The organism is Cryobacterium suzukii (assembly GCF_004403185.1).
In the GTDB taxonomy this organism is placed as follows: Bacteria; Actinomycetota; Actinomycetes; order Actinomycetales; family Microbacteriaceae; genus Cryobacterium; species Cryobacterium suzukii.
In genome coordinates this window covers 318,394-343,278 of the sequence record NZ_SOHJ01000002.1, presented here as the reverse complement: position 1 = coordinate 343,278, position 24,885 = coordinate 318,394, and the positions used below count along the sequence as shown (strand labels likewise).

18 protein-coding genes are annotated in these 24,885 nt (G+C 64.6%); 10 read left to right on the top strand and 8 right to left on the bottom strand.

Going from position 1 to position 24,885, the window contains the following annotated elements; all coding sequences use genetic code 11:
- Positions 1 to 5: 5 nt before the first annotated feature.
- Positions 6 to 1,043 carry a permease gene (locus tag E3T39_RS02315; RefSeq protein ID WP_134513126.1) on the bottom strand — a complete coding sequence of 346 codons (1,038 nt, stop codon included), beginning with the start codon at positions 1,041 to 1,043 and terminating at the stop codon, positions 6 to 8.
- A 29-nt stretch (positions 1,044 to 1,072) separates the two neighbouring features.
- A complete protein-coding gene (locus tag E3T39_RS02310) occupies positions 1,073 to 3,925 on the bottom strand; it encodes an Rne/Rng family ribonuclease (protein WP_478213411.1) in 2,853 nt (950 codons plus the stop codon).
- 320 nt (positions 3,926 to 4,245) lie between these two features.
- Here E3T39_RS02310 and E3T39_RS02305 point away from each other — a divergent pair, with 320 nt between their 5' ends.
- Complete coding sequence (locus E3T39_RS02305; protein ID WP_166784013.1) at positions 4,246 to 4,845, top strand: vitamin K epoxide reductase family protein; 600 nt, start codon at positions 4,246 to 4,248, stop codon at positions 4,843 to 4,845.
- 73 nt (positions 4,846 to 4,918) lie between these two features.
- Here E3T39_RS02305 and ndk read toward each other — a convergent pair whose 3' ends face one another.
- The 4 genes from ndk to ileS all read right to left on the bottom strand — a co-directional run bounded on the left by ndk (position 4,919) and on the right by ileS (position 10,611).
- Positions 4,919 to 5,341: a nucleoside-diphosphate kinase gene (gene ndk / locus E3T39_RS02300; RefSeq protein ID WP_092450801.1), complete on the bottom strand. Its 423-nt coding sequence runs from the start codon at positions 5,339 to 5,341 to the stop codon at positions 4,919 to 4,921.
- Positions 5,338 to 5,775, bottom strand: a complete 438-nt coding sequence (locus tag E3T39_RS02295; protein WP_241979460.1) for a DUF4233 domain-containing protein — start codon at positions 5,773 to 5,775, stop codon at positions 5,338 to 5,340. The genes ndk and E3T39_RS02295 overlap by 4 nt, the downstream gene beginning before the upstream one ends.
- Positions 5,772 to 7,142 carry a bifunctional folylpolyglutamate synthase/dihydrofolate synthase gene (locus E3T39_RS02290; RefSeq protein ID WP_134513284.1) on the bottom strand — a complete coding sequence of 457 codons (1,371 nt, stop codon included), beginning with the start codon at positions 7,140 to 7,142 and terminating at the stop codon, positions 5,772 to 5,774. The genes E3T39_RS02295 and E3T39_RS02290 overlap by 4 nt, the downstream gene beginning before the upstream one ends.
- 85 nt (positions 7,143 to 7,227) lie before the next feature.
- Positions 7,228 to 10,611, bottom strand: coding sequence for an isoleucine--tRNA ligase (ileS, locus tag E3T39_RS02285; RefSeq protein ID WP_241979482.1), 3,384 nt, complete (start codon positions 10,609 to 10,611; stop codon positions 7,228 to 7,230).
- Between the two features lie 386 nt (positions 10,612 to 10,997).
- On the opposite strand from ileS, the gene E3T39_RS02280 reads away from it, so the two are divergent.
- The 9 genes from E3T39_RS02280 to E3T39_RS02240 all read left to right on the top strand — a co-directional run bounded on the left by E3T39_RS02280 (position 10,998) and on the right by E3T39_RS02240 (position 22,749).
- Positions 10,998 to 12,701, top strand: coding sequence for an ABC transporter substrate-binding protein (locus E3T39_RS02280; RefSeq protein ID WP_134513123.1), 1,704 nt, complete (start codon positions 10,998 to 11,000; stop codon positions 12,699 to 12,701).
- The gene (locus E3T39_RS02275; protein ID WP_255455905.1) at positions 12,686 to 13,639 is read left to right on the top strand and encodes an ABC transporter permease; all 954 of its coding nucleotides are present in this window, start codon (positions 12,686 to 12,688) and stop codon (positions 13,637 to 13,639) included. Before E3T39_RS02280 ends, E3T39_RS02275 begins: the two co-directional genes overlap by 16 nt.
- The gene (locus E3T39_RS02270) at positions 13,636 to 14,502 is read left to right on the top strand and encodes an ABC transporter permease (protein WP_420898128.1); all 867 of its coding nucleotides are present in this window, start codon (positions 13,636 to 13,638) and stop codon (positions 14,500 to 14,502) included. The genes E3T39_RS02275 and E3T39_RS02270 overlap by 4 nt, the downstream gene beginning before the upstream one ends.
- On the top strand, positions 14,499 to 16,202 hold the full coding sequence (locus tag E3T39_RS02265; RefSeq protein ID WP_134513122.1) for a dipeptide ABC transporter ATP-binding protein: 1,704 nt from the start codon (positions 14,499 to 14,501) through the stop codon (positions 16,200 to 16,202). Before E3T39_RS02270 ends, E3T39_RS02265 begins: the two co-directional genes overlap by 4 nt.
- A 65-nt stretch (positions 16,203 to 16,267) precedes the next feature.
- Positions 16,268 to 18,862, top strand: a complete 2,595-nt coding sequence (gene valS / locus E3T39_RS02260) for a valine--tRNA ligase (protein ID WP_134513121.1) — start codon at positions 16,268 to 16,270, stop codon at positions 18,860 to 18,862.
- 8 nt (positions 18,863 to 18,870) lie between these two features.
- Complete coding sequence (locus E3T39_RS02255) at positions 18,871 to 19,317, top strand: GNAT family N-acetyltransferase (protein ID WP_134513120.1); 447 nt, start codon at positions 18,871 to 18,873, stop codon at positions 19,315 to 19,317.
- Positions 19,318 to 19,320: 3 nt separating this feature from the next.
- Positions 19,321 to 19,590 (top strand): hypothetical protein, encoded by a 270-nt coding sequence (locus E3T39_RS02250; RefSeq protein ID WP_134513119.1) that lies wholly within the window; start codon positions 19,321 to 19,323, stop codon positions 19,588 to 19,590.
- A 174-nt stretch (positions 19,591 to 19,764) separates the two neighbouring features.
- Positions 19,765 to 21,828: a M3 family metallopeptidase gene (locus E3T39_RS02245; RefSeq protein ID WP_134513118.1), complete on the top strand. Its 2,064-nt coding sequence runs from the start codon at positions 19,765 to 19,767 to the stop codon at positions 21,826 to 21,828.
- A 150-nt stretch (positions 21,829 to 21,978) separates the two neighbouring features.
- On the top strand, positions 21,979 to 22,749 hold the full coding sequence (locus tag E3T39_RS02240) for a hypothetical protein (RefSeq protein ID WP_134513117.1): 771 nt from the start codon (positions 21,979 to 21,981) through the stop codon (positions 22,747 to 22,749).
- 28 nt (positions 22,750 to 22,777) lie between these two features.
- Here the strand turns inward: E3T39_RS02240 and clpX are convergent, their stop codons facing one another.
- Both clpX and E3T39_RS02230 read right to left on the bottom strand, forming a co-directional pair.
- Entirely contained in the window at positions 22,778 to 24,055 is a 1,278-nt protein-coding gene (gene clpX, locus E3T39_RS02235) for an ATP-dependent Clp protease ATP-binding subunit ClpX (protein ID WP_092450827.1), read from the bottom strand.
- 131 nt (positions 24,056 to 24,186) lie between these two features.
- A complete protein-coding gene (locus E3T39_RS02230; RefSeq protein ID WP_134513116.1) occupies positions 24,187 to 24,870 on the bottom strand; it encodes an ATP-dependent Clp protease proteolytic subunit in 684 nt (227 codons plus the stop codon).
- Positions 24,871 to 24,885: the final 15 nt, after the last annotated feature.

The window sequence follows — 24,885 nt, the reverse complement described above, 5'->3', positions numbered from 1 at the left end:
TTCCGTTAGGCAACATAGTTCACCAGTAATCCGAGGGCCGCACTCATCAGCCCCACCACGAGCGTGATCTGCACCAGGGTACGGCTCGTGAAGGTCGTGCGCATGAGAGCGAGCATTTTGACGTCGATCAGGGCCCCGAACACCAGGAAGGCCACGATTCCGCCGGGCAGAAAGGTACTGCCGAACGACAGCACGAAGAAGGCATCAACGTTGGAGCAGACCGCCACGATGAAGGCCAGGGCCATCATGGCGAGCACCGACCAGACCGGGTTACTGCCGAGGGCGAGCAGCACCGACCGCGGCACGAAGACCTGGGTGAGCGCGGCCACGGCGGAACCGATGAACAAGGCCGGCATGATGACCGAGGTTTCGCGAATGAAAATCTCGGTGGTCTGACTGAACCGGCTCTCGCGAGCGTGCGCATGATCGTGCCCGCTCGTGGAGCCGACGGCGCAGGCCGCCGCGAACCTGGTCGTCAGCAGGCTCTGCGGGTCGGGGTGCTTGCTGAACAGCCAGCCCACCACGTTGGCGATGAGGAATCCGCCGACCAACCGCGCCACCAGAATGTGGCCGTCCCAGCCGAAGGCCTGGTGCGTGGTGATTATGGTGATCGGATTCAAAATGGGAGCGGCGAGCAGAAAAGTGATCGATTCGGACACGGTGAACCCGCCCACCATGAATCCGCGCGCGAGCGGCACGTTACCGCACTCGCAGACCGGGAAGAACATGCCGAGCAGCGAAATCGACGCACGCCGCAGGATCGGGTTGCGCGGCAGGCGTCGGGCCAAAACGCCGTGTGGCAGCCAGACTTGCACGACCGCCGAGAGCAGAATACCCAGGAAAACGAAGGGTACCGACTCGATGATGACGCTGATCGCCAGCGTCAGGGTGTCTTGCACCCGGTCGGGCAGTTGAAAATCGCTCAGCTGATCGTTGACGAAGGCGGGCGACAGCGCCCGCACGACGAAAACGGCGAGCACCACCAACACCCCCACGGTGAGGCCAAAAGGCCATCGCCGCAGGGGAGGGAACTGCCCGCCCATTGCGTTACCGTCTGACTTCTATCGGGCGCCTACTCGCCGTGTGGCGGCCGGCTGGGTGTCGACGCGGAGGTCGCCGTACCCGTCGCGGTCAAAATAGTCTGCCCACCGGAACCTCCGGCGGTCGTGACGCGGCGGCTGCGGGCGCGTCCCTGGCCGGGAAGCTTCGGTTCCGGCAGCGAGTCCAGCACCGAGTCCAGCAGCTGGTCAGTGACCTGTTTGCTGGGGCGCCGCGCGGTGCGCGTCGACTTCTTCACCGGAATATCGAGGATATCGACGGACTCCGAGGTACCGGTCACGGGCGACTGCACGGCCGGCGCGCCAGCCGGCAGGGCACTGCGACCACCGCGGGTGCGAGGCGCTGCTGCTGTGGCGACGGTGTCGACGACCGGTTCGGTGACCGGCGTAGCGAATACCGCTGCCTCGGCCTGCTCCGTGTTGGCCTGTTCCGTGTTGGCCTGCTCCGTGCTGGCAAGCTCGGTGCTGGCCTGGCGGGCACGCGCTTGCTCCGACCGCGACTGCTGGCCGCGCCCGCCTTGACCGCGCGAGCGCGACTGACGGCCGCGTGAACGCTCGGGGTTCGCCGGTTCGACCGGCTCGGTGCTGCCCTGTTCGGTGCTGGCCTGTTCGGTGCTGGCCTGTTCGGTGGCCTGCGGGGTGCTGGTCGCCTCGGTGGCGACCGGCGCGACCGTCGCTGCGTCAGCATCCGCTGCCCGCGCATCCGGCGCCGGGATGATCGCGATGGAGCCGGTGCGGGTGATGGTACGAGCGGCGATCAGCGCGAGAGCCTGCTTGGCGTCCTCTGTGATGCCGTGGGTGCCCTGACCACTCTTCGGCGCGTCGAACCCGGTGCTGCTGTCGCGCTGGCCCGAGCTGTCGCGGCCGTTTCCGGAAGCGCTGTTTGCTCCACCATTGGCGCCGGTCGCATTGCTGCTGCCCTTGGCGCGTGGGCGGCGTTCCTGCGGCGGCTGTGCGGTCTGGCGGTGCTTGATGACGGGGTCGTGGTGCACGATGATGCCGCGGCCGGCGCAGGCCTCACAGTTTTCGCTGAACGATTCCAGCAGCCCGAGGCCGAGCTTCTTGCGGGTCATCTGTACGAGTCCGAGCGAGGTGACCTCGGCCACCTGGTGCTTGGTGCGGTCACGGCTGAGGCATTCGATCAGGCGACGCGACACGAGGTCGCGGTTGCTCTCGAGCACCATGTCGATGAAGTCGACGACGATGATGCCGCCGATGTCGCGCAGGCGCAGCTGGCGCACGATCTCTTCGGCCGCTTCCAGGTTGTTCTTGGTGACGGTCTCTTCGAGGTTTCCGCCGCTGCCGACGAACTTGCCGGTGTTGACGTCGACGACGGTCATGGCTTCGGTGCGGTCGATCACGAGGGATCCGCCGGACGGCAGCCAGACCTTGCGGTCGAGAGCCTTTTCGATCTGCTCCGAGATGCGGAACTCGTCGAAGGCATCGACTTCGCCCTCGTAGGTTTCCACGCGCTCAAGCAGGTCGGGAGCGACCTGGCTGAGGTAAGTCTCGATCGTGGAGCGCACGTCGGGGCCGGCCACGACCATGCGCTGGAAGTCCTCGTTGAAGACGTCCCGCACGATTTTGACCAGCAGGTCCGGCTCGCTGTGCAGTTCTGCGGGGGCTTGCGCGGACTCGACCTGCTCAGCGATGCTCGCCCACTGCTCACGAAGCCGGTTGACATCGACGGTGAGCTGCTCGTCGGTCGCGCCCTCGGCTGCGGTGCGCACGATAACGCCAACGTTGTCGGGAAGAACCTCTTTGAGGATCTTCTTCAGGCGAGCGCGTTCGGTGTCGGGAAGCTTGCGGCTGATGCCGTTCATCGAACCGTTGGGTACGTAGACCAGGTAGCGGCCGGGCAGGGAAACCTGACTGGTGAGGCGGGCGCCCTTGTGCCCGATCGGATCTTTCGTGACCTGCACGAGCACCTTGTCGCCCGGCTTGAGCGCGAGTTCGATGCGGCGGGCCTGATTGGAGCTGCCGGAGTTCTCGGCGGCGGCGTCCCAGTCAACTTCACCGGAGTAGAGCACGGCGTTGCGACCACGCCCGATGTCGACGAAGGCGGCTTCCATGCTCGGGAGCACGTTCTGCACTCGCCCGAGGTAGACGTTGCCGATGAGCGAGGCATCCTGATTCTTGGCGACGTAGTGCTCGACCAGCACGCCGTCTTCGAGCACACCGATCTGGATTTTATTGTGCTTGGCGCGCACGACCATGAGGCGGTCGACGGACTCACGGCGGGCGAGGAACTCTGCCTCCGTGATGACCGGGCGGCGGCGACCGGCGTCACGGCCGTCGCGGCGACGCTGCTTCTTTGCCTCGAGCCTTGTGGACCCCTTGATGCGCTGGGGTTCGGTGATGAGTTCGGGTTCGCGCGGGGCGCGCACCTTGACCACCGTGTTGGCGGGGTCGTCGGTGCCTGATCTACTCTCGTCACCGGTGCGACGGCGGGCTCGACGACGAACCGTCGTCGCCTCTTCTTCCTCGTCGTCATCCAGATCGCGCTCGTGTTGGTGCGACTCCTGCGGCGAGCGGATACCCGTGCGTGCCGTCATCGGCAGGATTTCCGGTGCCTGGAACAACAGAGACAACGACGGGCGTACGGGTGCCGCTGCCGGCGCAGCTGGCTCGTCGTTCGCGGGGTCGTTTCCGGGCGTGGCATCGGTCATCTGCTGCGCTCCAGTGACGTTGTTGTACTCCGCGATGGTTGTCTTGGCGGGTACAGGCTCAGCGGTCTCGCGCTCAGCGGCTATTGGTGTTGCCGGAGTTTCGATCGCCGGTTCTATCGACCGGGTGACCGGCGCCTTTCTGGTTGATTTGCGAGGGCCGAACAGGCTCTTGCGTTTCTTGTTTTCGTTGTCTTCCACCATCACTGGTGCGCTCCTTGACCGCTGTGGATGACCGCGCCACCCACCGGTTACTCTCTCGTGCGAAATTGTCACCTTCGTGACAATTCCGCGAACTTTTTACTGCGGCAACCGGCTTTGCCCCCTGTTGCTGTTCGGGGACTGTGCTCTGGCTGCAAATACTTCGGATCGTGGGATCCTAATTCTGGGCGACTACTGCCCAGGCAAGCTTTGTACTCATTAAGCGCTGTGGCGTCTGCTTGAGCGCGGCTCAACGACTACCAACGATTATCGCATGTAATCGAACAAACCCCCGCCGCACGCGTGGCATAATCGCAAGCGTGCCTCAGACAGAGCGTTTTCAGCGTCCAACCGGCCTGGCTATCTTCCTGATCATCGCCGGATTAATCGCATTCGCAGCGGCATTCGCCCTCACACTCGACAAGATTCACCTGCTGGAGGATCCGAACGCTCAACTGAGCTGCAGCTTCAGTGTTCTCATCGGATGCGCGACCAACCTCGCCTCGCCCCAGGGCGCAGTGCTCGGCTTTCCGAACCCGCTGATCGGGCTCGTCGCCTGGAGCGTAGTTATCACGATCGGCGTCGCCATTTTGGCCGGGGCCAAATTCGCCCGCTGGTTCTGGGTCGGCCTGAACGTCGGCATGCTCGCCGCAATTGTTTTCGTGATCTGGTTGATCGGCCAGAGTATTTTCGTGCTGGATGTGCTGTGCCCGTGGTGCATGGTGACCTGGGCGGTGACCATACCGGCCTTTTTAGCCGTGACACTGTACAACTTCACGGTGGGCAATCTGCCCGGTGGGGCATCCGTTCGCCGCGTGGCCGACGCCGCATATTCCTGGATATTCGTCATAACGATCGTCTGCTACATCGTTTTCTTTATCGTCGCGCAGGTCAACATGGACGTGTTGAGCCGGCTGTAACGCGCTATTGCAGACAGGAGCGGCCCGTCTCACTGGTGAGACGGGCCGCTCCTTCGCTTAGTGGATGCTGTGGTCAGTCGAACCAGAGCGCGAGCTCACGCGCGGCCGATTCGGGCGAGTCCGAGCCGTGCACCAGGTTCTGCTGAACTTTTGAGCCCCAGTCGCGGCCGAGGTCGCCGCGGATGGTACCGGGCGCGGCGGTCGTGGGGTCGGTCGTGCCAGCCAGGGCACGGAAGCCCTCGATGACGCGGTTGCCGGCGACGCGGAACGCGACGATGGGGCCGCTTTCCATGAATTCCACGAGGGGTTCATAGAATGGCTTGCCCGCGTGCTCGGCGTAGTGCGCGGCGAGCAGCGAGCGGTCGGGTTCGACCAGCTTCACGTCGACGAGGGAGTATCCCTTGGCCTCGATGCGGCGCAGGATTTCGCCGGTCAGATTGCGTGCGACGCCGTCGGGCTTGACCAAAACGAGGGTTTCTTCGATCGGGGTGTTCATTCAATCTCCTTGTGTTGATCTGGATGCGTGTGGTCTATTCGTGAGCCGGTGATCATGCAGTAGGTCCACATGGCGGCAAAGAGTGCGCCAACAAAAAACATGGCCGGGGTAACAAACCCGGTAGCGATGATGACGGCCTGCAGCAGCCAGCCGATCGGGTAGGACCAGCGAAAACGCAGTAGTGCGATCAGGGCGACCATGGCCAGGCACAGCAGCACACCGCCAATAATGACCGCCAGCGGTGAGACCGGACCCGGCTCGGTCGCCACCGACACCAGCCCAAGGGTCACCACCGCGCCGAGAAACACGACGATGGTTTCGAAGCCGAGCACGATGGTAGCGAGCGAGCGTTTCACTGAGCGCGGGCCCGACGACCGGCGAAACCGACCTGCACCAGAGTCAGCGTCTGCGCCGTCGGCGGCCACGGAGCTCATTTCTCCATCCATTCGCCGGCAGCGGCCAGGGTGATCGCTTCGCCGACGAGCACGATCGACCCGGTAACGAGCACGGCACGCTTGGGTGCCTCGGCTGCCCATTCCCGGGCGCTGTCGAGGGCGGAAGCCAGGTCGTCGAAGCGGAAAGTGGTCTGCTCGCTGGTCCACTCGGCGACATTGTCGGCGAGGTCGTCCATGCGCACGGCCCGCTCCGAGTGCGGCTCGGTCACGTAGAACCGATCGACCTGGGGCGCGAGCGCAGCGACGATACCCTGTGCATCCTTGTCGGCCAAAATACCAACGACCACGGCGATTTCATCGAAGTCGAAGTAGGCCTCCAGGGCGGCGGCAAGGGCCACGGCACCGTGTGGGTTGTGCGCGGCATCCACCAGCACGGTCGGCTCGATGCCGACGAGCTGCAAACGGCCGGGTGAGGTCGCGGTGCCGAGCCCCTCGGCGAGCAGGTCGCCGACCAGGGCCTGGCTGCCAGCACCGAGAAACGACTCGACAGCGGCAATGGCTACAGCCGCATTCTGGGCCTGATGGGTGCCGTAGAGCGGGAGGAACAGATCCTTGTAGGTGCCAGCGAGACCCCGCACCGAGATAACCTGCCCGCCGACGGCGACGGTGCTCGAGAGCAGTTCGAAGCCCTCGTTCTCGCGCGCCAGAGTCGATTCGCTGAGCTCGGCGGCACGGTCGAGTTCGGCCTGTACTTCAGGGGTCTGGGCGGCCGACACAACGGATGCCGCCGGCTTGATGATGCCACTCTTGGTGCGCGCGATCTCGGCGACGGTATTGCCGAGGCGCAGTGTGTGGTCGAGAGCGATCGGCGTGAACACCGCGACCTGCCCGTCGGCGACATTCGTGGAATCCCACTCGCCACCCATGCCCACCTCGACCACGGCCACGTCCACCGGGGCATCGGCAAAGCAGGCGAAGGCCAGCACCGTGAGCGCTTCGAAGAACGTCAACGGCACTTCGCCGGCGGCTTCGAGTTCTTTGTCGACGAGCTGCAGGTAGGGCTGGATATCAGCCCAGTTCGCGGCGAGGATCTGGTCGCTGATCGGTTCGCCATCGATGACGATGCGCTCGTTAAGTCGCACCAGGTGCGGGCTGGTCAGCAGACCGGTGCGTAACCCGTACGCGCGCACAATGCTCTCGACGATGCGGCTCGTGCTGGTCTTGCCGTTCGTGCCGGCCACGTGGATGATCGGGTACGACCCCTGCGGGTCGCCGAGAAAATCGAGGGCGCGCCGGGTCGGGGCGAGGCGCGGCTGCGGCTGTGCCTCCCCCACCCGCTGCAATAGTTCAGCGAAAACGGCATCGCCAGCTTCGCGAAAAGCATCGAGCGGAGCCGGCTGGTTCATCGGCTCCTCGTCGTCGCCGCGCCCGGTGATGTTCTTCCAGTCAGTGCTGTCGTCGGCGGGTGTGTCGTCGGCGGGGTTGTCGTTCTCAGACAAGGATGGCTCCGTTCACTCGTGCGACGGCCACAATGACGGCGCCCTGGTTGACATAGTGGTCTGCTTCAAACCGAACGTAGTGTTCGACGGGGGCGCCGACGCGAGCCTCGAGCCACTCCGACGGCAACTCCGCGGGAATTTTCCCGCTTGACGGACGATGAGTGGTGAAGCTCGTGGCGAGTGTCTCGGCCGCCACATCGACCCCGAGGGCGAGGTCGAAGGAGTCGGCATCCGTTTCGCTCTGAAACACCAGATCGAGGCGGATGCGGTCGCTCACCGAAAAGCCGGCCGACTTGCGGGTGTCCTGCACGGCACGGATAAGGTCGCGGGCGAATCCCTCGGCCTCAAGTTCGGGCGTGGTGTTCGTCGCGAGCAGCGCAAACCCGCCGCCGGGCAGCAGCGCCAGGGCCGCTCCGCCGTCAGCGTCGTCGTTGTTCGCCTCGAGGGTCAGCTCGAATTCGCTCGCTTCGAGAGCGATGCCGCCGGCCGTGACAACGCCGTCGGTCTCGCTCCAGTCGCCGGCACGAGCGGCCTTGATGACGTGCTGTACCTGCTTCCCGAGGCGGGGACCTGCGGCCCGGGCGTTGACGACGAGTTTGCTCGTGACACCGTAGGCAGCGGCGCTGTCATCTTCGAGCTCGATCAGGGTGACCGCCTTCACGTTGAGCTCGTCGCGGAGGATGCCGAGGAATGACGTGAGTGCTGCGGCGTTGCCGGTGACGACGGTGAGGTTGGTCAGCGGCAGGCGCACGCGCAGGCCGGCCTGTTTGCGAAGCGACAGCACGGTGGAACTGATCAGGCGAACCTGGTCCATCGCGGCGACGAGGTTCTCGTCGGCGGAGAACAGGGTGGCGTCTGGCCAGTCTTCGAGGTGCACACTGCGACCGCCGGTCAGGCCCTGCCAGATGCGCTCGGTGACGAGCGGCAGCAGCGGTGCGGTGACCCGGCAGACGGTTTCTAGAACGGTGTAGAGGGTGTCGAAAGCTTCGTGGGCCGTGGCGCCTTCGGCTGCTCCGCCCCAGAACCGGTCGCGTGAGCGGCGCACGTACCAGTTGGTGAGTACGTCGGCGAAGTCGCGCAGGCGCGCGGCGGCAACCGTGCTGTCGAGTGCTTCGAGATCGTTCGTTACTCCAACGATCAGGTCGCGGGTCTTCGCGAGCAGGTAGCGGTCCAGCACGTCGGTGGAATCGGTGCGCCAGGTGGCCTCGTAGCCGCTGGCACCGTCGGTTCCTGAGGCGTTGGCGTAGAGGGAGAAGAAATACCAGGTGCTCCACAGTGGCAGCATGACCTGGCGGGCGCCCTCGCGGATGCCTTCCTCTGTGACGACGAGATTTCCGCCGCGCAGCACCGGCGAGCTCATCAGGAACCAGCGCATGGCGTCGGCGCCGTCGCGGTCGAAGACCTCGTTGACGTCGGGGTAATTGCGCAGCGACTTGCTCATCTTCTGGCCGTCGTTGCCGAGCACGATGCCGTGGCTGACCACGTTCTTGAATGCCGGCCGGTCGAACAGGGCGGTGGAGAGCACGTGCAGCAGGTAGAACCAGCCGCGGGTCTGCCCGATGTACTCCACGATGAAGTCGGCCGGGTTGTGCGCTTCGAACCATTCCCGGTTCTCGAACGGATAGTGCACCTGGGCGAAGGGCATCGAGCCGGAGTCGAACCAGACGTCGAGCACGTCGGTGATGCGGCGCATCGTGGACTGGCCGGTGGGGTCGTCGGGGTTCGGCCGGGTGAGTTCGTCGATGTAAGGGCGATGCAGGTCGGTGGGGCGCACGCCGAAGTCGGCCTCGAGCTCGTCGAGCGAGCCGTAGACATCCGTTCGGGGGTAATCGGGGTTGTCACTCTTCCAGACCGGAATCGGCGACCCCCAGTACCTATTGCGGCTGATCGACCAGTCGCGGGCATTGCCGATCCACTTGCCGAACTGGCCGTCTTTGACATTTTCGGGAACCCAGTTCACCTCCTGGTTGAGTTCGACCATGCGCGGGCGAAAGTCGGTGACGCGCACGAACCAGCTCGACACAGCCTTATAGATGAGTGGATTGCGGCAACGCCAGCAGTGCGGGTAGGAGTGCTCGTAGCTGGCCTGGCGCAGCAGCCGGCCGTTGGCCTTGAGCAGCGCGGTGAGTGGCTTGTTGGCGTCGCTCCAGAGCTGACCGGCCACTTCGGGAATGTCACTGAGAAACTTTCCGCCGTCGTCGAGCGAGAGGATGACGGGGATTCCTGCGGCCTCACCGATCTTCTGGTCCTCCTCGCCGTAGGCGGGCGCCTGATGCACGATGCCGGTACCGTCGCTCGTGGTGACGTAGTCTGCGACGAGGATGCGCCACGCGTTCTGGGTGCCCCAAACGGCTTCATCGGCGTAGTAATCGAATAGGCGGTCGTAGCTGACGCCCTCGAGGTCGCGTCCCAGCACGGTGCGCGATACGGCAGCGGATGCCTCCGCGGCGTTCTCATAGCCGAGGTCTTTCGCGTAGTTGCCGACCAGGTCGATCGCGATGAGGTATTCGGCGCCGAGCACCTCAGCTGACGCTACTGCTCCCTCGCGCAGCACCTCGGCGTCTGGCGTGCCGTTCGGGCCGGCCGGCACCACGGCGTAGACAATTTCGGGGCCAACGGCGAGCGCGAAGTTCGTCGGCAGGGTCCACGGCGTGGTGGTCCAGGCCAGGGCGCGTACGGCAGTGAGGCCGAGTGCTTCGGCCTTGGCGCCGATCAGCGGAAAGGTGACCGTGACGGTCTGGTCCTGGCGCATCTTGTAGACGTCGTCGTCCATACGCAGTTCGTGGTTGGAAAGGGGGGTCTGGTCGCGCCAGCAGTACGGCAGCACACGATAGCCCTCGTAGGCGAGGCCCTTGGTGTGCAGCTGCTTGAAGGCCCAGATCACCGACTCCATGAAGGTGATGTCGAGGGTCTTGTAGTCGTTGTCGAAGTCGACCCAGCGGGCCTGGCGGGTAACGTACTCTTCCCAGTCCTTGGTGTATTCGAGCACCGACTCCCGGGCGACCGCGTTGAACGCGGCGAGGCCCATCTCTTCGATCTGGCTTTTGTCGGTGATGCCGAGCTTGCGTTCGGCTTCGAGCTCGGCCGGCAGGCCGTGGGTGTCCCAGCCGAAGCGGCGGTGCACCTGCTTGCCGCGCATGGTCTGAAACCGCGGGAACAGGTCTTTGGCGTACCCGGTGAGCAGGTGGCCGTAGTGCGGCAGGCCGTTGGCGAAGGGCGGGCCGTCGTAGAAGGTCCATTCCTCGGCGCCGTCACGCTGGTCGATCGACGCCTGGAAGGTGTCGTCGTTCTTCCAGAATTCGAGCACCTCGTTTTCGAGTGCGGGAAAGTTCGGGGAGGGAACGATGTTCGCGCCGGGCGTGGGCTCGCCGTTCAGGGGGTTGCTGCCACTGGCGGCGTTGCGGTTCTTGGGGTACAAATTACTTCTCCTACCGGGACGGGTCACTGGGGCCCTGCTCCACGAGGACGAACGATTCTGTAGAAATCGCCGCGGTACCACCTCGCTTGCCGCCCGCAACTGCCGGGCGACCGCTTGTTCACAGGCTGTGACGGGCCCGACTCGTTCGGTTCTACTGAGATGTTCTCCCGAGGGTGAGCGTCTGTTCTTCCGAAGACTTCCCGGTGATGGCCGGGTCACTGTCATTCGCGTTCGATTCTACCGGAACCCACGCGGCGTTAGTGTTAAAGGCCGGTTCATTCGCACGAGGGGCCGGTTCAACGTGCTATCAACTCGGCAGCGGATGCCGGGGAAAGAGTTTGTGAATGCCTGCTCGGCCCGCCCCCCACAGCCCCACCCCCACCGACTCTCCGGCGCGAACCGTTCCACGGCGCACCACTCGTGCACTCGGTTCGCTCGCCGGCCTGATCACCCTCGGGCTGCTCGTCGCCGGCTGTACCTCGGCCGGCTCGAACGAAGAGGTCGGTGAACCGAAAAGTGGCGGCACGCTCACCTATGCCTCGGGCGACGCCGAACCGAGCTGCCTCGACCCGCACGTCGGCGGAAACTTTCCGCAGGCGCTAGTCAGCGCCCAATACCTTGAGTCGCTCGTCTCCCGCGACGACACTGGCCAGATCATCCCCTGGCTGGCCGAGTCCTGGGTGCCGAGCGCCGACGGTCTGACCTGGGATTTCACCCTGCGCGACGACGTGACCTTCACCGACGGCACGGTTTTCGACGCGAGCGCGGTGCAGGCCAACATCGCTCACGTACAAGATCCGACGACACTGTCATCGACCGGATATCTCGCCCTGGGAAAGGTGACGGGCACCGAGGTGGTCTCCCCCACCGTCGTGCGCTTCACCCTCAGCGAACCCGACAGTGCCCTGCTGGAATCGCTGTCCCAGCCGTGGCTCGCCATCGAATCGCCCACGGCGCTCGAACGCAGCCAGGACGAGAACTGTGCTGCCCCGGTCGGCACGGGCCCGTTCATCGTGGAGAGCTGGGTGAAGCAGAACGCGGTCACCCTCGTCCGCAACGATGACTACGTTTCCCCGCCAGCGGATGCCGGCCATTCCGGCCCCGCCTACCTCGACACGGTCATCTGGCGGTTCATTCCCGATTCGGCCTCGCGGTACGCTGCCTTGCAGTCCGGCGAGGTCGACGTGATCGACAACGCCCAGCCCGACACGATCGTGCAGGCCGAGCAGAGCGATTCCATCGAGCATCTCGATTCTCCGCGGCCCGGCTCGTCCAACCGCATCGAACTGAACTCGGGTCAGGCTCCCTTCAACGATGTGCGCGTTCGGGAGGCGTTCATCCGCTCGGCGAACGTCGACGATGCCGTGTCGAGCCTGTTCCAGGGCACGGCACCCCGCTCGTATTCGGCGCTGTCGAGCGTTGAGCCCACCGCCGTCTCGAACGCCGCCCTGTTCGCCTATGACCCGGCCGCGGCCGGCACCCTCCTCGATGCAGCCGGCTGGGACGAAATGGATGCCGACGGTTACCGCGTCAAAGACGGCGTTCGCCTGACGGTGGAGTTTCCGGTGAGCACGAACCAGTCCATTCCGGCCGAGCAGAGCGTGTTCGAGCAGATTCAAGCCACGGCGAAAGCCACCGGTTTCGAGGTAAAACTCAGCCCGATGGATCTCTCCAGCTGGTACGCCGCCCTCGGCAGCAACGACTACGACGCAGTCAGCGCGCCGTACACCAAGGTCGGTCCCGACGTGCTGCGCATTCTGTACCACTCCGACAGCATCGTGCCGGCTCCGAGCGGCTACTTCGCCAATCTCGCCCAGGTCAACGACCCGGCGATCGATGAGCTGCTGACGACTGCTGCGAGCACAGCGGATGCCGCAGAGCGCGCGTCCTTCTATTCCGACGCCCAGGACCGCATTCTGGAGGGTTTCTACATTTTGCCGCTCTATGACCAGCAGAACCACTTTCTGCTGCGCAGCGGCGTGATTGGCCTGCGTACCCTGCCGACCGTGGCTGTGCCCACGCTGTACGACGCGTGGCTGAACCGGTAGCGCCGGCCCGCGTGCTTCCCCGACTCGCAGCCCGACTGGCCGGCGCGGTCTTCGTGCTGTGGATGGTGGCCACCATTACGTTCTTTGCGGTGCGCCTCATTCCGGGTGACCCTGCCCAGGCCGTTCTGGGGGGCCCGGGATCGCAAGCCTCGCCGGAGGCCCTCGCTGCGGTGAGCGCCGAGTACGGCTTCGACCAACCGGTGATCGTGCAGTATTTCGCCCAGTTGGGCCGGCTCGCAACCGGCGACCTCGGTCGGTCGTATGCGCTCAACATGGACGTCGGACCGCTCGTTCTCAGCCAGCTCGGCGGCACTCTACTGCTGGCCGTTCTCGCCCTCACCCTCGCCTGGCTGCTCGCACTCGCCCTCGCGACCTGGTCAACCCGCGGTGGCAAAGTCGCCGCCCGGGTAGGGTCGAGCCTCGAAATCGTCGCGGCCGCGCTGCCACATTTCTGGCTCGCGACCTCGTTGATCGTCGTGTTCAGCATCGGGCTCGGCGTGCTGCCACCAATCAGCACCGGGGACGTCGCCGGGCTCGTGTTGCCGGTTCTCACCCTGGCCGTTCCGCTGGCCGGATTTCTTGGGCAGATCATGCGCGAATCGCTACTGGTCGCGCTGGAGAGCCCATTCGTGCTCTCGGCTCGCGCCCGCGGTGAGAGCGAGCGTGGTGTGCGCTGGGTGCACGCACTGCGCCACGCCTCGCTGCCAGCGATCAGTCTCTCCGGATGGGCGTTCGGTTCCCTGATCAGCGGCGCGGTCGTCGTCGAGACCATTTTCGCGCGCCCCGGCCTCGGCCGCACCCTGCTCAATGCCGTGACCCTTCGGGACGTTCCGGTGGTGATCGGCGTGGTCATGATCGTCGCGGTCGCCTATATTCTGATGACGCTGCTCACGGATGCCGCCAGCCGCTTGGTTGATCCGCGATTGCGACTCTCGTGAGCGACCTCGAAGTGCAGGCGGAACTCGCCGCCCGCAGCCGCAAGTCCGGCCAGTCCGGGCGGCGGCGGCTCGGCGTGGCCGAGACAGCGGCCGGAGTGCTCGCCCTGCTGTTGCTGGTATCAGCGGTGATGCCACAGGTGTTGGCACCGGGCGACCCCCTCGCGATCGACCCGCTCTCGGCGTTTCAGCCGCCGAACTTCGCGCACGGATTCGGCACCGACGAATCCGGCCGCGACATCTACACCAGAGTGGTGCACGGCACCCAGTATTCACTCGTCATCGGGGCTGCCGCTACCGCGATCGGACTGGGGCTCGGCATCGTGCTTGGCACCCTGGCGGGCATGCTCGGCCGTGTCGTCGACTTCACCGTCAATCGGCTTCTTGAGGTGCTTCTTGCTTTCCCGGGGTTGCTTCTGGCACTTCTGTTCATTGTGATCTTCGGCCCCGGTGTCGTCACCGCTACGATCGCCGTTGGACTGTCGACCGCGCCCGGCTATGCGCGCATCATTAGGGCCCAGCTGATTACCGTGCGATCCCAAGCGTTCGTCGAGGCGGCGACCGTGCTCGGCCGCACACGGTGGCAGATTCTGCTGCGCCACATTCTGCCAAACACCCTCGCCCCCCTGTTCGTTCTTGCAACCCTCGGTATCGGACAAGCCATTGTCTGGGCGGCAACCCTGAGCTACCTCGGGCTCGGTGCCGAACCCCCGACCGCGGAGTGGGGCGCCATGCTCTCGGCCGGGCGCACCTACATCACCTCGGCCTGGTGGATGAGCTTCTTTCCCGGCCTGTCCATCGTGCTGACCGCCGTGACCGCCACGGTGCTCGGCCGCAGCATCGACCGGCGAATGAGGCACGTATGAATGGGCCAGTCCTCCTCAGTGACAGTGCCGCCGCGTTGACCGTGCGCAATCTGCGGGTTGGCTTCGGCTCGGCCGAGCCGGTCGTTCGCGGTGTGTCGTTCGCCGTCGCCCCGGGTGAGTGCCTCGCCATCGTCGGCGAATCCGGCTCGGGCAAGAGCGTGACCGCCCGCAGCCTGCTCGGTCTGGCCGGTACGAATTCCAAGGTTACCGCCGACCGGCTCGAACTCGGCGGGCAGAGCGTTTTGGGACTGACCGATCGGGCGTGGCGGGCCCGACGAGGCAAGGACGTCGGCCTGGTGTTGCAGGATGCCCTGGTTTCGCTCGATCCGCTGAGGCCGATCGGACGAGAGATCGCCGATTCGCTGCGGCTTCACACCACTCTCGGCGCTGCCGGCCGGGCACGGCGGGTGCTCGAGCTGCTCGACGCAGTCGGACTGCCGGAACCCGAATCGCAGGTGCGCAAGCTCTCAGGGCAGCTCTCCGGCGGCGAACGTCAACGCGCGCTGATTGCCGCGGCGATTGCGCTGAACCCGCCACTGCTGATCGCCGACGAACCAACCACGGCGCTCGACGTTACCGTGCAGGCGCAGATTCTGGCACTGCTTGAACAGATCACCGGTGCCGGCACCGCCGTGCTTCTCATCAGCCATGACCTGGCCGTGGTGAGTCGCGTCGCGCACCGGGTGGCCGTCATGTACGAGGGACAACTTGTGGAAACCGGCCGTACAACGGAGGTTCTCGGCTCGCCCCAGCAGGAACAGACCCGGCGAATGGTTGCCGCGATACCGGGAGACAAACCACGCGGCACCCGACTGAGCCCGTCCGGCAAGCCCGACACACCGAGCACACTGAGCACCTCGAGCGTTCAGAGCACCTCGAGCGTTCAGAGCACTGTCGTGCTCGAAGCCGTCGGCCTGTCGAAGAGTTTTCGACGCCCCGATGGCACCCGGCAGCTCGCTGTCGACGGCGTCTCGTTCGCGCTGCACCGCGGCAGCACCCTCGGCATCGTCGGCGAGTCCGGCTCGGGCAAAACCACGACCGCGCGTCTTCTGCTCGCGTTGCTGGCGCCAGAACACGGCGAGGTTCGGATGTTCGGCGAGCCGTGGAGCGCGGCCAGCGAGAAGACTCGGCGCGCGCTGCGGGCATCCGTTGGCGCGATCTATCAGGATGCCCTCGGCTCGTTCGATCCGCGCTGGAGCGTCGCCGAGATCCTCACCGACGCCCTGAACCTGAGGCACGAACGCGGTACACCGCCCACGGCGAAGCTACTCACCAGTCTGCTCGACGAGGTCGGCCTCACGCCCACCGTTCTGCCCCGACGCCCGCTCGAACTCTCCGGCGGGCAACGACAGCGGGTAGGAATCGCCCGGGCACTGGCCGGCCGACCCGAGATTCTCATCTGTGATGAACCCGTCTCCTCACTCGACGTAACCGTTCAGGCCCAGGTGCTCGATCTGCTGGACGACGTGCAGCGAGAGCGCGGGCTCAGCCTCATTTTCATCTCGCACGATCTCGGTGTCGTGCAGCACGTCAGCGATCAGATCGCGGTCATGCGTGACGGGCGCATCGTGGAAATCGGCCCAGCGGAGCGCGTCTTTGCCGCGCCACAGCATCCATACTCTGCGCAGTTACTCGCCGCAGTGCCCCATTCGCGCTGGAGGGAAAAGCCCCCGTTCGGGGAAAAAGAGCCGATCGGGTAGATTGGATGCGAACACTAGGGCACCTCACCATCGACACGGTGCCGAATACACCGAACCGGAGAGTTATGACCCACGCCGACCGCGTCCCCGAAAAGCCTGCGCTCGAAGGGCTCGAAGCCAAGTGGGAATCCCGCTGGGAAACCGACGGCACCTACCGCTTTGCACGTGAGAGCGCCACCCGCGAGACGATCTACTCGATCGACACTCCCCCGCCGACCGCGTCGGGCTCGCTGCACATCGGCCACGTTTTCTCGTACACCCACACCGATGTCGTCGCCCGTTTTCAGCGGATGCGCGGCAAGAACGTGTTTTACCCAATGGGCTGGGACGACAACGGTCTGCCCACTGAACGTCGAGTGCAGAACTATTACGGCGTGCGCTGCGACCCCTCGCTGGGCTACACCGAGAACTTTGTTCCACCGTTCGAAGGTGGAGACGGCAAGAGCTCAAAAGCTGCCGACCAGCTTCCGATCAGCCGCCGCAACTTCATCGAACTCTGCGAAACCCTCACCAAAGAAGATGAGAAGCAGTTCGAAGCCCTGTGGCGCACCCTCGGCCTGAGTGTCGACTGGACCCAGACCTATCGCACCATCGGCCAGGAGGCACTGTTCACCTCGCAGCTCGCCTTTCTCGGCAACATCGAACGCGGCGAGGCGTACCAGGCCATGGCGCCGACCCTCTGGGACGTCACTTTTCGCACCGCTGTGGCCCAGGCCGAACTCGAAGACAAGGACATGCCCGCCGCGTACCACCGGGTGTCCTTTCACCAGAACGCCGGCAGCACGATCGAGATCGAGACGACCCGGCCCGAACTTCTCCCGGCCTGCGTTGCCCTCGTCGCGCATCCCGATGACGAACGTTACAAGCACCTATTCGGCACCACGGTCACCACCCCTGTTTTCGGTGTGGAGGTTCCCGTGCTCGCGCACCACCTCGCCCAGAAGGACAAGGGTTCAGGAATCGCCATGATCTGTACCTTCGGCGATCTGACCGACGTGGTCTGGTGGCGCGAACTCGACCTGCCCAACCGCGCCATCATGGGTTTCGATGGTCGCATCATCGCCGAAGCACCGGAGGCGATCACCTCCCTCGTCGGCCGCGACGCGTATGCGCAGCTCGCCGGCAAGACCGTGTTCGGCGCGAAGGCCGCCGTGGTTGAGCTTTTGAAAGCCAGCGGCGACCTCATCGGTGACCCGAAGCCGATCGTGCACGCCGTCAAGTTCTTCGAAAAGGGCGACAAGCCACTCGAAATCGTCTCCACTCGCCAGTGGTACATCCGCAACGGCGCCCGCGACGAAAAGCTGCGCGCGCGACTGCTCGAGCACGGTACCGAGCTGGCCTGGCACCCTGAATTCATGAAGGTGCGCTACGAGAATTGGGTGAATGGACTCACCGGCGACTGGCTGATCTCCCGCCAGCGTTTCTTCGGCGTGCCCCTGCCAGTCTGGTACCCGCTCGACACCGACGCCAACCCTGTGTTCGACCAGCCCATTGTCGCCACCCGCGACCTGCTGCCGGTTGACCCGTCCTCGGATCCCGCGCCCGGCTATACCGAGAGCCAGCGTGGCGAGGCCGGCGGATTTGTCGGCGAAGTCGACGTCATGGACACCTGGGCCACCTCCTCGCTGACTCCGCAACTTGCCGGTGGCTGGGAGCGAGACCCGGAACTGTTCCAGCTGGTCTTCCCCTATTCACTGCGCCCGCAGGGCCAGGACATCATTCGCACCTGGTTGTTCTCCACGGTGCTGCGCGCCGAGCAGCAACACGGTGTGGCACCGTGGCAGCATGCCGCGCTCAGCGGATTCATCGTCGACCCCGACCGCAAGAAGATGTCGAAGTCGAAGGGCAACGTGGTCACCCCGGCCGATATGCTCGAAAAGCATGGATCCGACGCGGTTCGCTACTGGGCGGCATCCTCGCGCCTGGGCACCGACGCGGCCTTCGACCCCCAGAACCCGACGCAGATCAAGATCGGCCGTCGCCTCGCCATCAAGATTCTCAACGCGAGCAAGTTCGTCTCCATGTCGCAGGGCAGCAGTACGGCCCCGATCACCGAACCAGTCGACCAGAGCATGCTCGCCGGGCTCACCGCGGTCGTCGCCCAGGCCACGACCGCGTTCGAAAACTACGACCACGCACGCGCGCTGGAGACCACGGAGAGCTTCTTCTGGACCTTCTGCGACGACTACCTCGAGCTGGTGAAAGAGCGCGCGTACGGCGAGCCCGGACCAGGCCAGGCTTCCGCCGTAGCTGCGCTGCGCACCGCACTGGCCACCCTGCTGCGGCTGTTCGCGCCGTTCGTTCCGTTCGCGACCGAAGAAGCCTGGTCCTGGTCGAACGACGGCTCGGTGCACACCGCACCGTGGCCGGTCGCGGCCGACCTGCTCGGCAGCGACGAGGTCGCCACCGGCAACATCGCCCTGCTCGATCTGGCCAGCCGCGCTTTGACTGGCATCCGTCGTGCCAAAACGGATGCGAAAGCGTCGCAAAAGTCCGAGGTGGATTCCGCAACAATATGCGGTGCACCCGCCGAAATTGCCCTGCTGACCCTGGCCGCCGCTGATCTTAAGGCGGTCGGTCGCATTCACAATCTGAACTTTGTCGATGGCAGCGAACTCGCTGTGACCGACATCGTGTTCGCCACCGTGTTGGAAAGTTAGGAGACCAGATGTCTGTGACCGTGCGCCCACTGGGCGATAAGGACTTTTTCGCCTGGCTGGGCCTCTTCGAGGGCTACAGCGCGTTCTACGAGAGCGAACTGACCGATGAGAAAGCCCTGCAGGTGTGGAGCTGGATTATCGACACGAACAACGCCCTCTCCGGTGCCGTGGCGGTCAACGACAATGGTGACTTTGTCGGTTTGGCACACTACCGCAGTGTTCCGCGCACCCTCAGCGGCGACCTGGCTCTGTTCCTGGACGACCTTTATGTGGCTGAGGACGCGCGCGGTGAGGGCGTCGGAACCCTATTGATGGAATTCACGAAAGACTATGCCCGGGCGCACCAGCTGGCCCAGATTCAGCTTCTGACCGCCGCCGACAACGCAACCGCGCAGGTGCTCTACGACCAGCTCGGAACGCGTACCGACTGGGTCACCTACGAGATCGACGTCTAGATTATGCAGTTAGGCACCCGATGGACCCTCGGCGGCACCCTGCCGACGGGGCTGCCGCACGTTGTTGAAATCGCCGTGCGAGCGGTTGAAGAAGACCTCACGGAGCTGGCCGTCGACACCAGTACCTGGCGCTGGACCCTGACCTGGCTGGAATCGAAACCGGTGATCGAGCTCGATGATGGCACCATCATTCGGTTCAATCCGGTCGACGACAGCGCCACCATCACGCAGCCATCGACCAACGTCGATGACGATGACGAGGAATGGATTTAGGGCTCACGTGTAGCTGCGCGATGATACGTTGACCGTCCGCAGGTTCGCCCGCTCAATCATGCTGCGCAACATCGGCGCCTTCGCGGCCGGCGAAGTGGCGCTCTGGGCGCTTGATCGGGCCGTGCGAATTCTCGCCACGCACGTCCGGGTCAGCCACTTGGCTAGTGTGGACGCATGGCTTCCACCGCGAACAACCCCTTTTTCACCCGCAGCACGCTTCCCTACCAGCTGCCGCCCTTCGCTTCCATTACCGACGAACACTATCGGCCGGCTTTTCTGCAGGGCATGACCGAGCAGCTCGCCGAAGTCAGCGCCATCACCGGCAGAGCGGATGCCCCCACTTTCGACAATACGCTGGTCGCCCTCGAGCGCAGCGGCCAGACGCTCGCCCGGGTCTCCGAGGTCTTCTTCAACAGGAGTTCGTCCGACTCCAGCGATTTCACCAACGACCTCGAAGAAGAACTCGCGCCGCTGCTGGCCGCTCACGCCGACGCGATCCGGCTCGATCCCGACCTCTACGCGCGCCTCGCCGCCGTGCACGAGCAGCGTGCCAGCCTCGGACTCGATGCCGAGTCGCTCTACCTCATCGACCGCTATTTCACCGAGTTCACGCTGGCCGGGGCCGGCCTGAGTGACGACGACAAGCAGGCCCTGCGTGATTTCAACTCACGGCTGTCGACGCTCACCACCCGCTTCGAAAAGAACCTGCTGGCCGACACCAACGAACTCGCCCTCATCATTGACGACGTGGCCGAGCTCGACGGGCTCACGGAGGGTGAGATCTCGGCGGCCGCCGAGGCCGCCCGGGAACGCCAGCTCGACGGCAAGTACCTGATCAGCCTCGTACTCCCCACCTCGCACCCCTATCTCGCGAGCCTCACCGACCGGGGGGTGCGCGAACGGTTGCTCGCGGCGAGCCGAGCCCGCGGCATCCGCTCGGATGCGGCGGGAGCGGCCAACGACAACCGGCCGCTCGTGATTGAGATCACCCACCTGCGCGCCCAACGTGCCCGCCTGCTCGGGTTTGACAGCCATGCCGCCTATGTGACCGCCGACGAAACCGCCAAGACCCCCGGTGCAGTCTGGGATTTGCTCGGGCGTCTCGCGCCTGCCGCTGCTCGCAATGCCCGCGTGGAACAGGCCGATCTGCAGGCCGTGGTCGACGCCGAGGGCAGTGGTTTCGAGCTGGCTGCCTGGGACTGGGCGTTCTACACCGAGAAAGTGCGGCGCGCCAAGTACGACGTCGACACCGCGGCCATGCGCCCATACTTCGAGCTCGAAAGCGTACTGACCAACGGGGTCTTCTACGCTGCCCACCAGCTCTACGGGCTGACCTTCACGGCGAGGCCCGACCTGGTCGGCTGGCACCCCGAATCGCGTGTCTTCGAGGTCACGACTGAAGACGGCGCTGCACTCGGTCTATACATCGGCGACTTCTATACCCGCGATTCCAAGCGCGGCGGCGCGTGGATGAACGCCCTGGTCTCGCAGTCAGCGCTGCTCGGCACCGATACGACCGTGGTCTGCAATAACCTCAACGTGTCGAAGCCTGCTGCCGGCCAGCCGACTCTGCTCACGTACGACCAGGTCACCACTCTGTTCCACGAATTCGGTCATGCCCTGCACGGGCTCCTGGCCCGCGCTACCTATCCCAAGTTCTCCGGCACCAATGTCTATCGGGACTTCGTGGAATTTCCCAGCCAGGTCAACGAGATGTGGATGCTCTGGCCGGAAGTTCTCGCCAACTACGCCCGCCATTACCAGACCGGTGAGGCGATGCCGCAGCAGCTGGTGGACCGCATCCAGGCATCATCGGCTTTCAACGAGGGCTTCCTGACTAGCGAGTACCTCGCCGCAGCACTCCTCGACCAGGCCTGGCACCGCATTGACGCCGAAACGACCGTCACCGACGTTGCCCGTTTCGAAGCGGATGCCCTCGCCTCCGTTGGACTCGACAATCCGGCTGTTCCCACCCGCTACGCGAGCACCTACTTCGCCCACACGTTTTCGGGAGGGTACGACGCCGGGTACTACTCCTACATCTGGAGCGAGGTGCTCGACGCCGATACCGTCGAATGGTTTAGGGAGCATGGCGGCCTGACCCGCGCCAACGGCGATCGTTTTCGTGATCGCCTACTCGGAGTCGGCGGCACCAAGGATCCACTCGAGGCCTACCGGTCCTGGCGAGGCCGCGACGCCGACCTGCAGCCGCTGCTCGATCGACGCGGCCTCAACTAGGGCGCGCACCTTCCGCGCAGCGCCACCAACTCTGCTCGACTCGTCCGCCGACCCTCAACACGCCACGATTGCGGAGGATGGGGGTCAACGTTCGGTCACCCCCCGTGTTGGGGATGCACAACGCGTTCGCGGGTTATAGGGTCCTTGCCTATGGACATCACGAGAGATACCTTTCCGGGCACGAGTCGGCGGCGGCTTCTCTGGGTCACCGCCATCGGTTTTACAGTCATGCTCGTGGTCGGATTCGTCGCGCACTACCTCCGCGCGAACCTCGAGCGCACGACCCCGGGCTGGGACGTGCTCAGCGCGCTGGCGAGCCTGATCTATGCTGATGGTGAAGCGAACCTGTGGGCGTGGGCGTCCGGGCTGCTCTTGGCCGCCATTGGGCTCTCCCTGGCCGCTGTCGGGTTCGCTGTTCGCAATGAGAGTGCAAGTGGTGTGCCCTATTTTCTACTCGCTGCCGTGGCCGTCGCGCTCTCGGCCGACGAGATCGCCCAGCTTCATGAAAAGCTCGCGCGCTTCGATCTCGGTGGCCGTTTCACATTCGCGTGGCTCACCGTCGGTGTGCCGTTGGCCGTTATTGTCGGCCTGATCGTTCTCTGGATCGCCAAGAGAATCAATCGACAGCTCCGGCGCCGTCTCGTCGTCGCTGGCATCATTTTCTTGCTCGGTGCTGTCGGTTTCGAGGCCATCGGCGGCATCGTGGTCGGCGGACAAGCCAACGATCTCGCACGAGCCAGCTTGCCCTACCACGTCATGGTCGCTTTCGAAGAGGGACTCGAGGTGACGGGCGCTTTCCTCGCGCTGGCCGCCGCGTTGTCAGCGTTGAGCATTGAACGCACGGCGGACGGAATCTTGATTCGCACTCGATTTGCCCGGACCGGAGACAAGGCTACTAAGCGTGCGCTCGCCTCTCCGTGAGCGCTGAACCGCCGCGGTCCACATCCCCTTAGGCCGACTTCACCTGCCGGGTCTTGTGCAGCACCATCTCAGCGGGCGCGTTGTTCAGTACCGTGTCGCGAGTGATAATAACGCGTTCCACGTCGGTGCTCGAGGGCACCTCGAACATGACCGGGCCGAGTACCTCTTCGAGAATGGCTCGCAGGCCCCTGGCCCCAGTCTTGCGAAGTACCGCGAGGTCGGCGATGGCTTCGAGTGCCGGCTGCTCGAACTCGAGCTCTACGCCGTCGAGCTCGAACATGCGCTGGTACTGCCGCACGAGCGCATTCTTGGGCACGGTCAGAATCTGCATGAGTGCCACCTGATCGAGCTGCGTGACCGTCGTGACAACGGGAAGGCGACCGATGAACTCGGGAATCAGCCCGAACTTGTGCAGGTCTTCGGGCAGAACCTCACTAAACAGGTTGATGTCGTCGCCCTTGATGTGTAGGGGCGCCCCGAAACCGATGCCCTTCTTGCCGGCGCGGGACGAGATGATGTCCTCGAGCCCGGCGAAAGCGCCGGCCACGATGAACAGCACGTTTGTCGTATCGATCTGAATGAATTCCTGGTGCGGATGCTTACGCCCACCCTGCGGAGGAACGGACGCGATCGTGCCCTCGAGAATCTTCAACAGCGCCTGCTGCACGCCTTCACCCGAAACATCGCGGGTGATCGACGGGTTTTCAGCCTTGCGGGCGATCTTGTCGATCTCGTCGATGTAGATAATGCCGGTCTCGGCGCGTTTGACGTCGTAGTCAGCAGCCTGGATGAGCTTCAGCAGAATGTTTTCGACGTCTTCGCCAACGTAACCGGCCTCGGTCAGGGCCGTCGCATCCGCTACGGCAAAGGGAACGTTGAGGCGCTTGGCGAGGGTCTGGGCGAGATAGGTCTTGCCGCACCCGGTCGGGCCGATGAGCAGAATGTTGGACTTGGCGATCTCGACGTCGTCGTGGATAGCCTCGGCAGCGGTGAGCGTGGCACGTGACCGCACACGCTTGTAGTGATTGTAGACGGCAACGGCGAGAGCACGCTTAGCGGGTTCCTGGCCAATGACGTATTCCTCGAGGAAGCCGAAGATTTCTTTGGGCTTGGGGAGGTCGAACTCACCGGCCGTGGCTTCAGAGCCGGCCTCAGCCAGTCGCTCCTCAATGATCTCGTTGCACAGCTCGACGCATTCGTCGCAGATGTACACCCCGGGGCCAGCGATGAGCTGTTGTACCTGCTTCTGGCTCTTTCCGCAGAAGGAACACTTGAGCAGGTCGGCACTTTCACCGATTCGGGCCATGTCAGCCTCCTCCATTGGTCTCGCTGCAATTGAGCCTAGCCTGTGCGTACGACACTTGCGTGCAGCGCGCCACAAACCGAAACGGCGCGGCGCCCGAAGGCGACGCGCCGTACCGGTGTTTAGGGCTCAGACTACTTAACCAGCATCGGAAGGTTCTTGCGGCTGGTCAGAACCTGGTCGATGAGGCCGTATTCGAGGGCCTCGGCCGCGCTCATGATCTTGTCGCGGTCGATGTCCTTGTTGACCTGCTCAACGCTCCGGTTGGAGTGGTGCGCGAGGGTCTCTTCGAGCCAGACCCGCATGCGCAGAATCTCAGCCGCCTGAATCTCGATGTCCGAGGCCTGGCCACCGCCCTGGCCGCCAACCGAGGGCTGGTGAATGAGGATGCGCGCGTTCGGCAGGGCGAGACGTTTGCCCGCGGTGCCGCCGGCCAGCAGCACGGCAGCGGCGGATGCCGCCTGACCGAGGCAGACCGTCATCACGTGCGGACGAATGTACTGCATGGTGTCGTAAATCGCCGTCATGGCGGTGAACGATCCACCGGGCGAGTTGATGTACATGGTGATGTCGCGGTCCGGGTCCTGGCTCTCCAGCACAAGGAGCTGGGCCATCACGTCATCGGCCGAGGCGTCGTCAACCTGCACACCGAGAAAGATGATGCGGTCTTCGAACAACTTGGCGTACGGGTCCTGGCGCTTGTATCCGTAGGCGGTGCGCTCTTCAAAGGTGGGGAGGATGTAGCGCGATTCGGGCGCGCTCTTGGTCGAGCCGCCCATCGAGCTGTAGGCCGTTCCACCGAATGTGGGGATAGTCATGATTTCTTCCTGTTC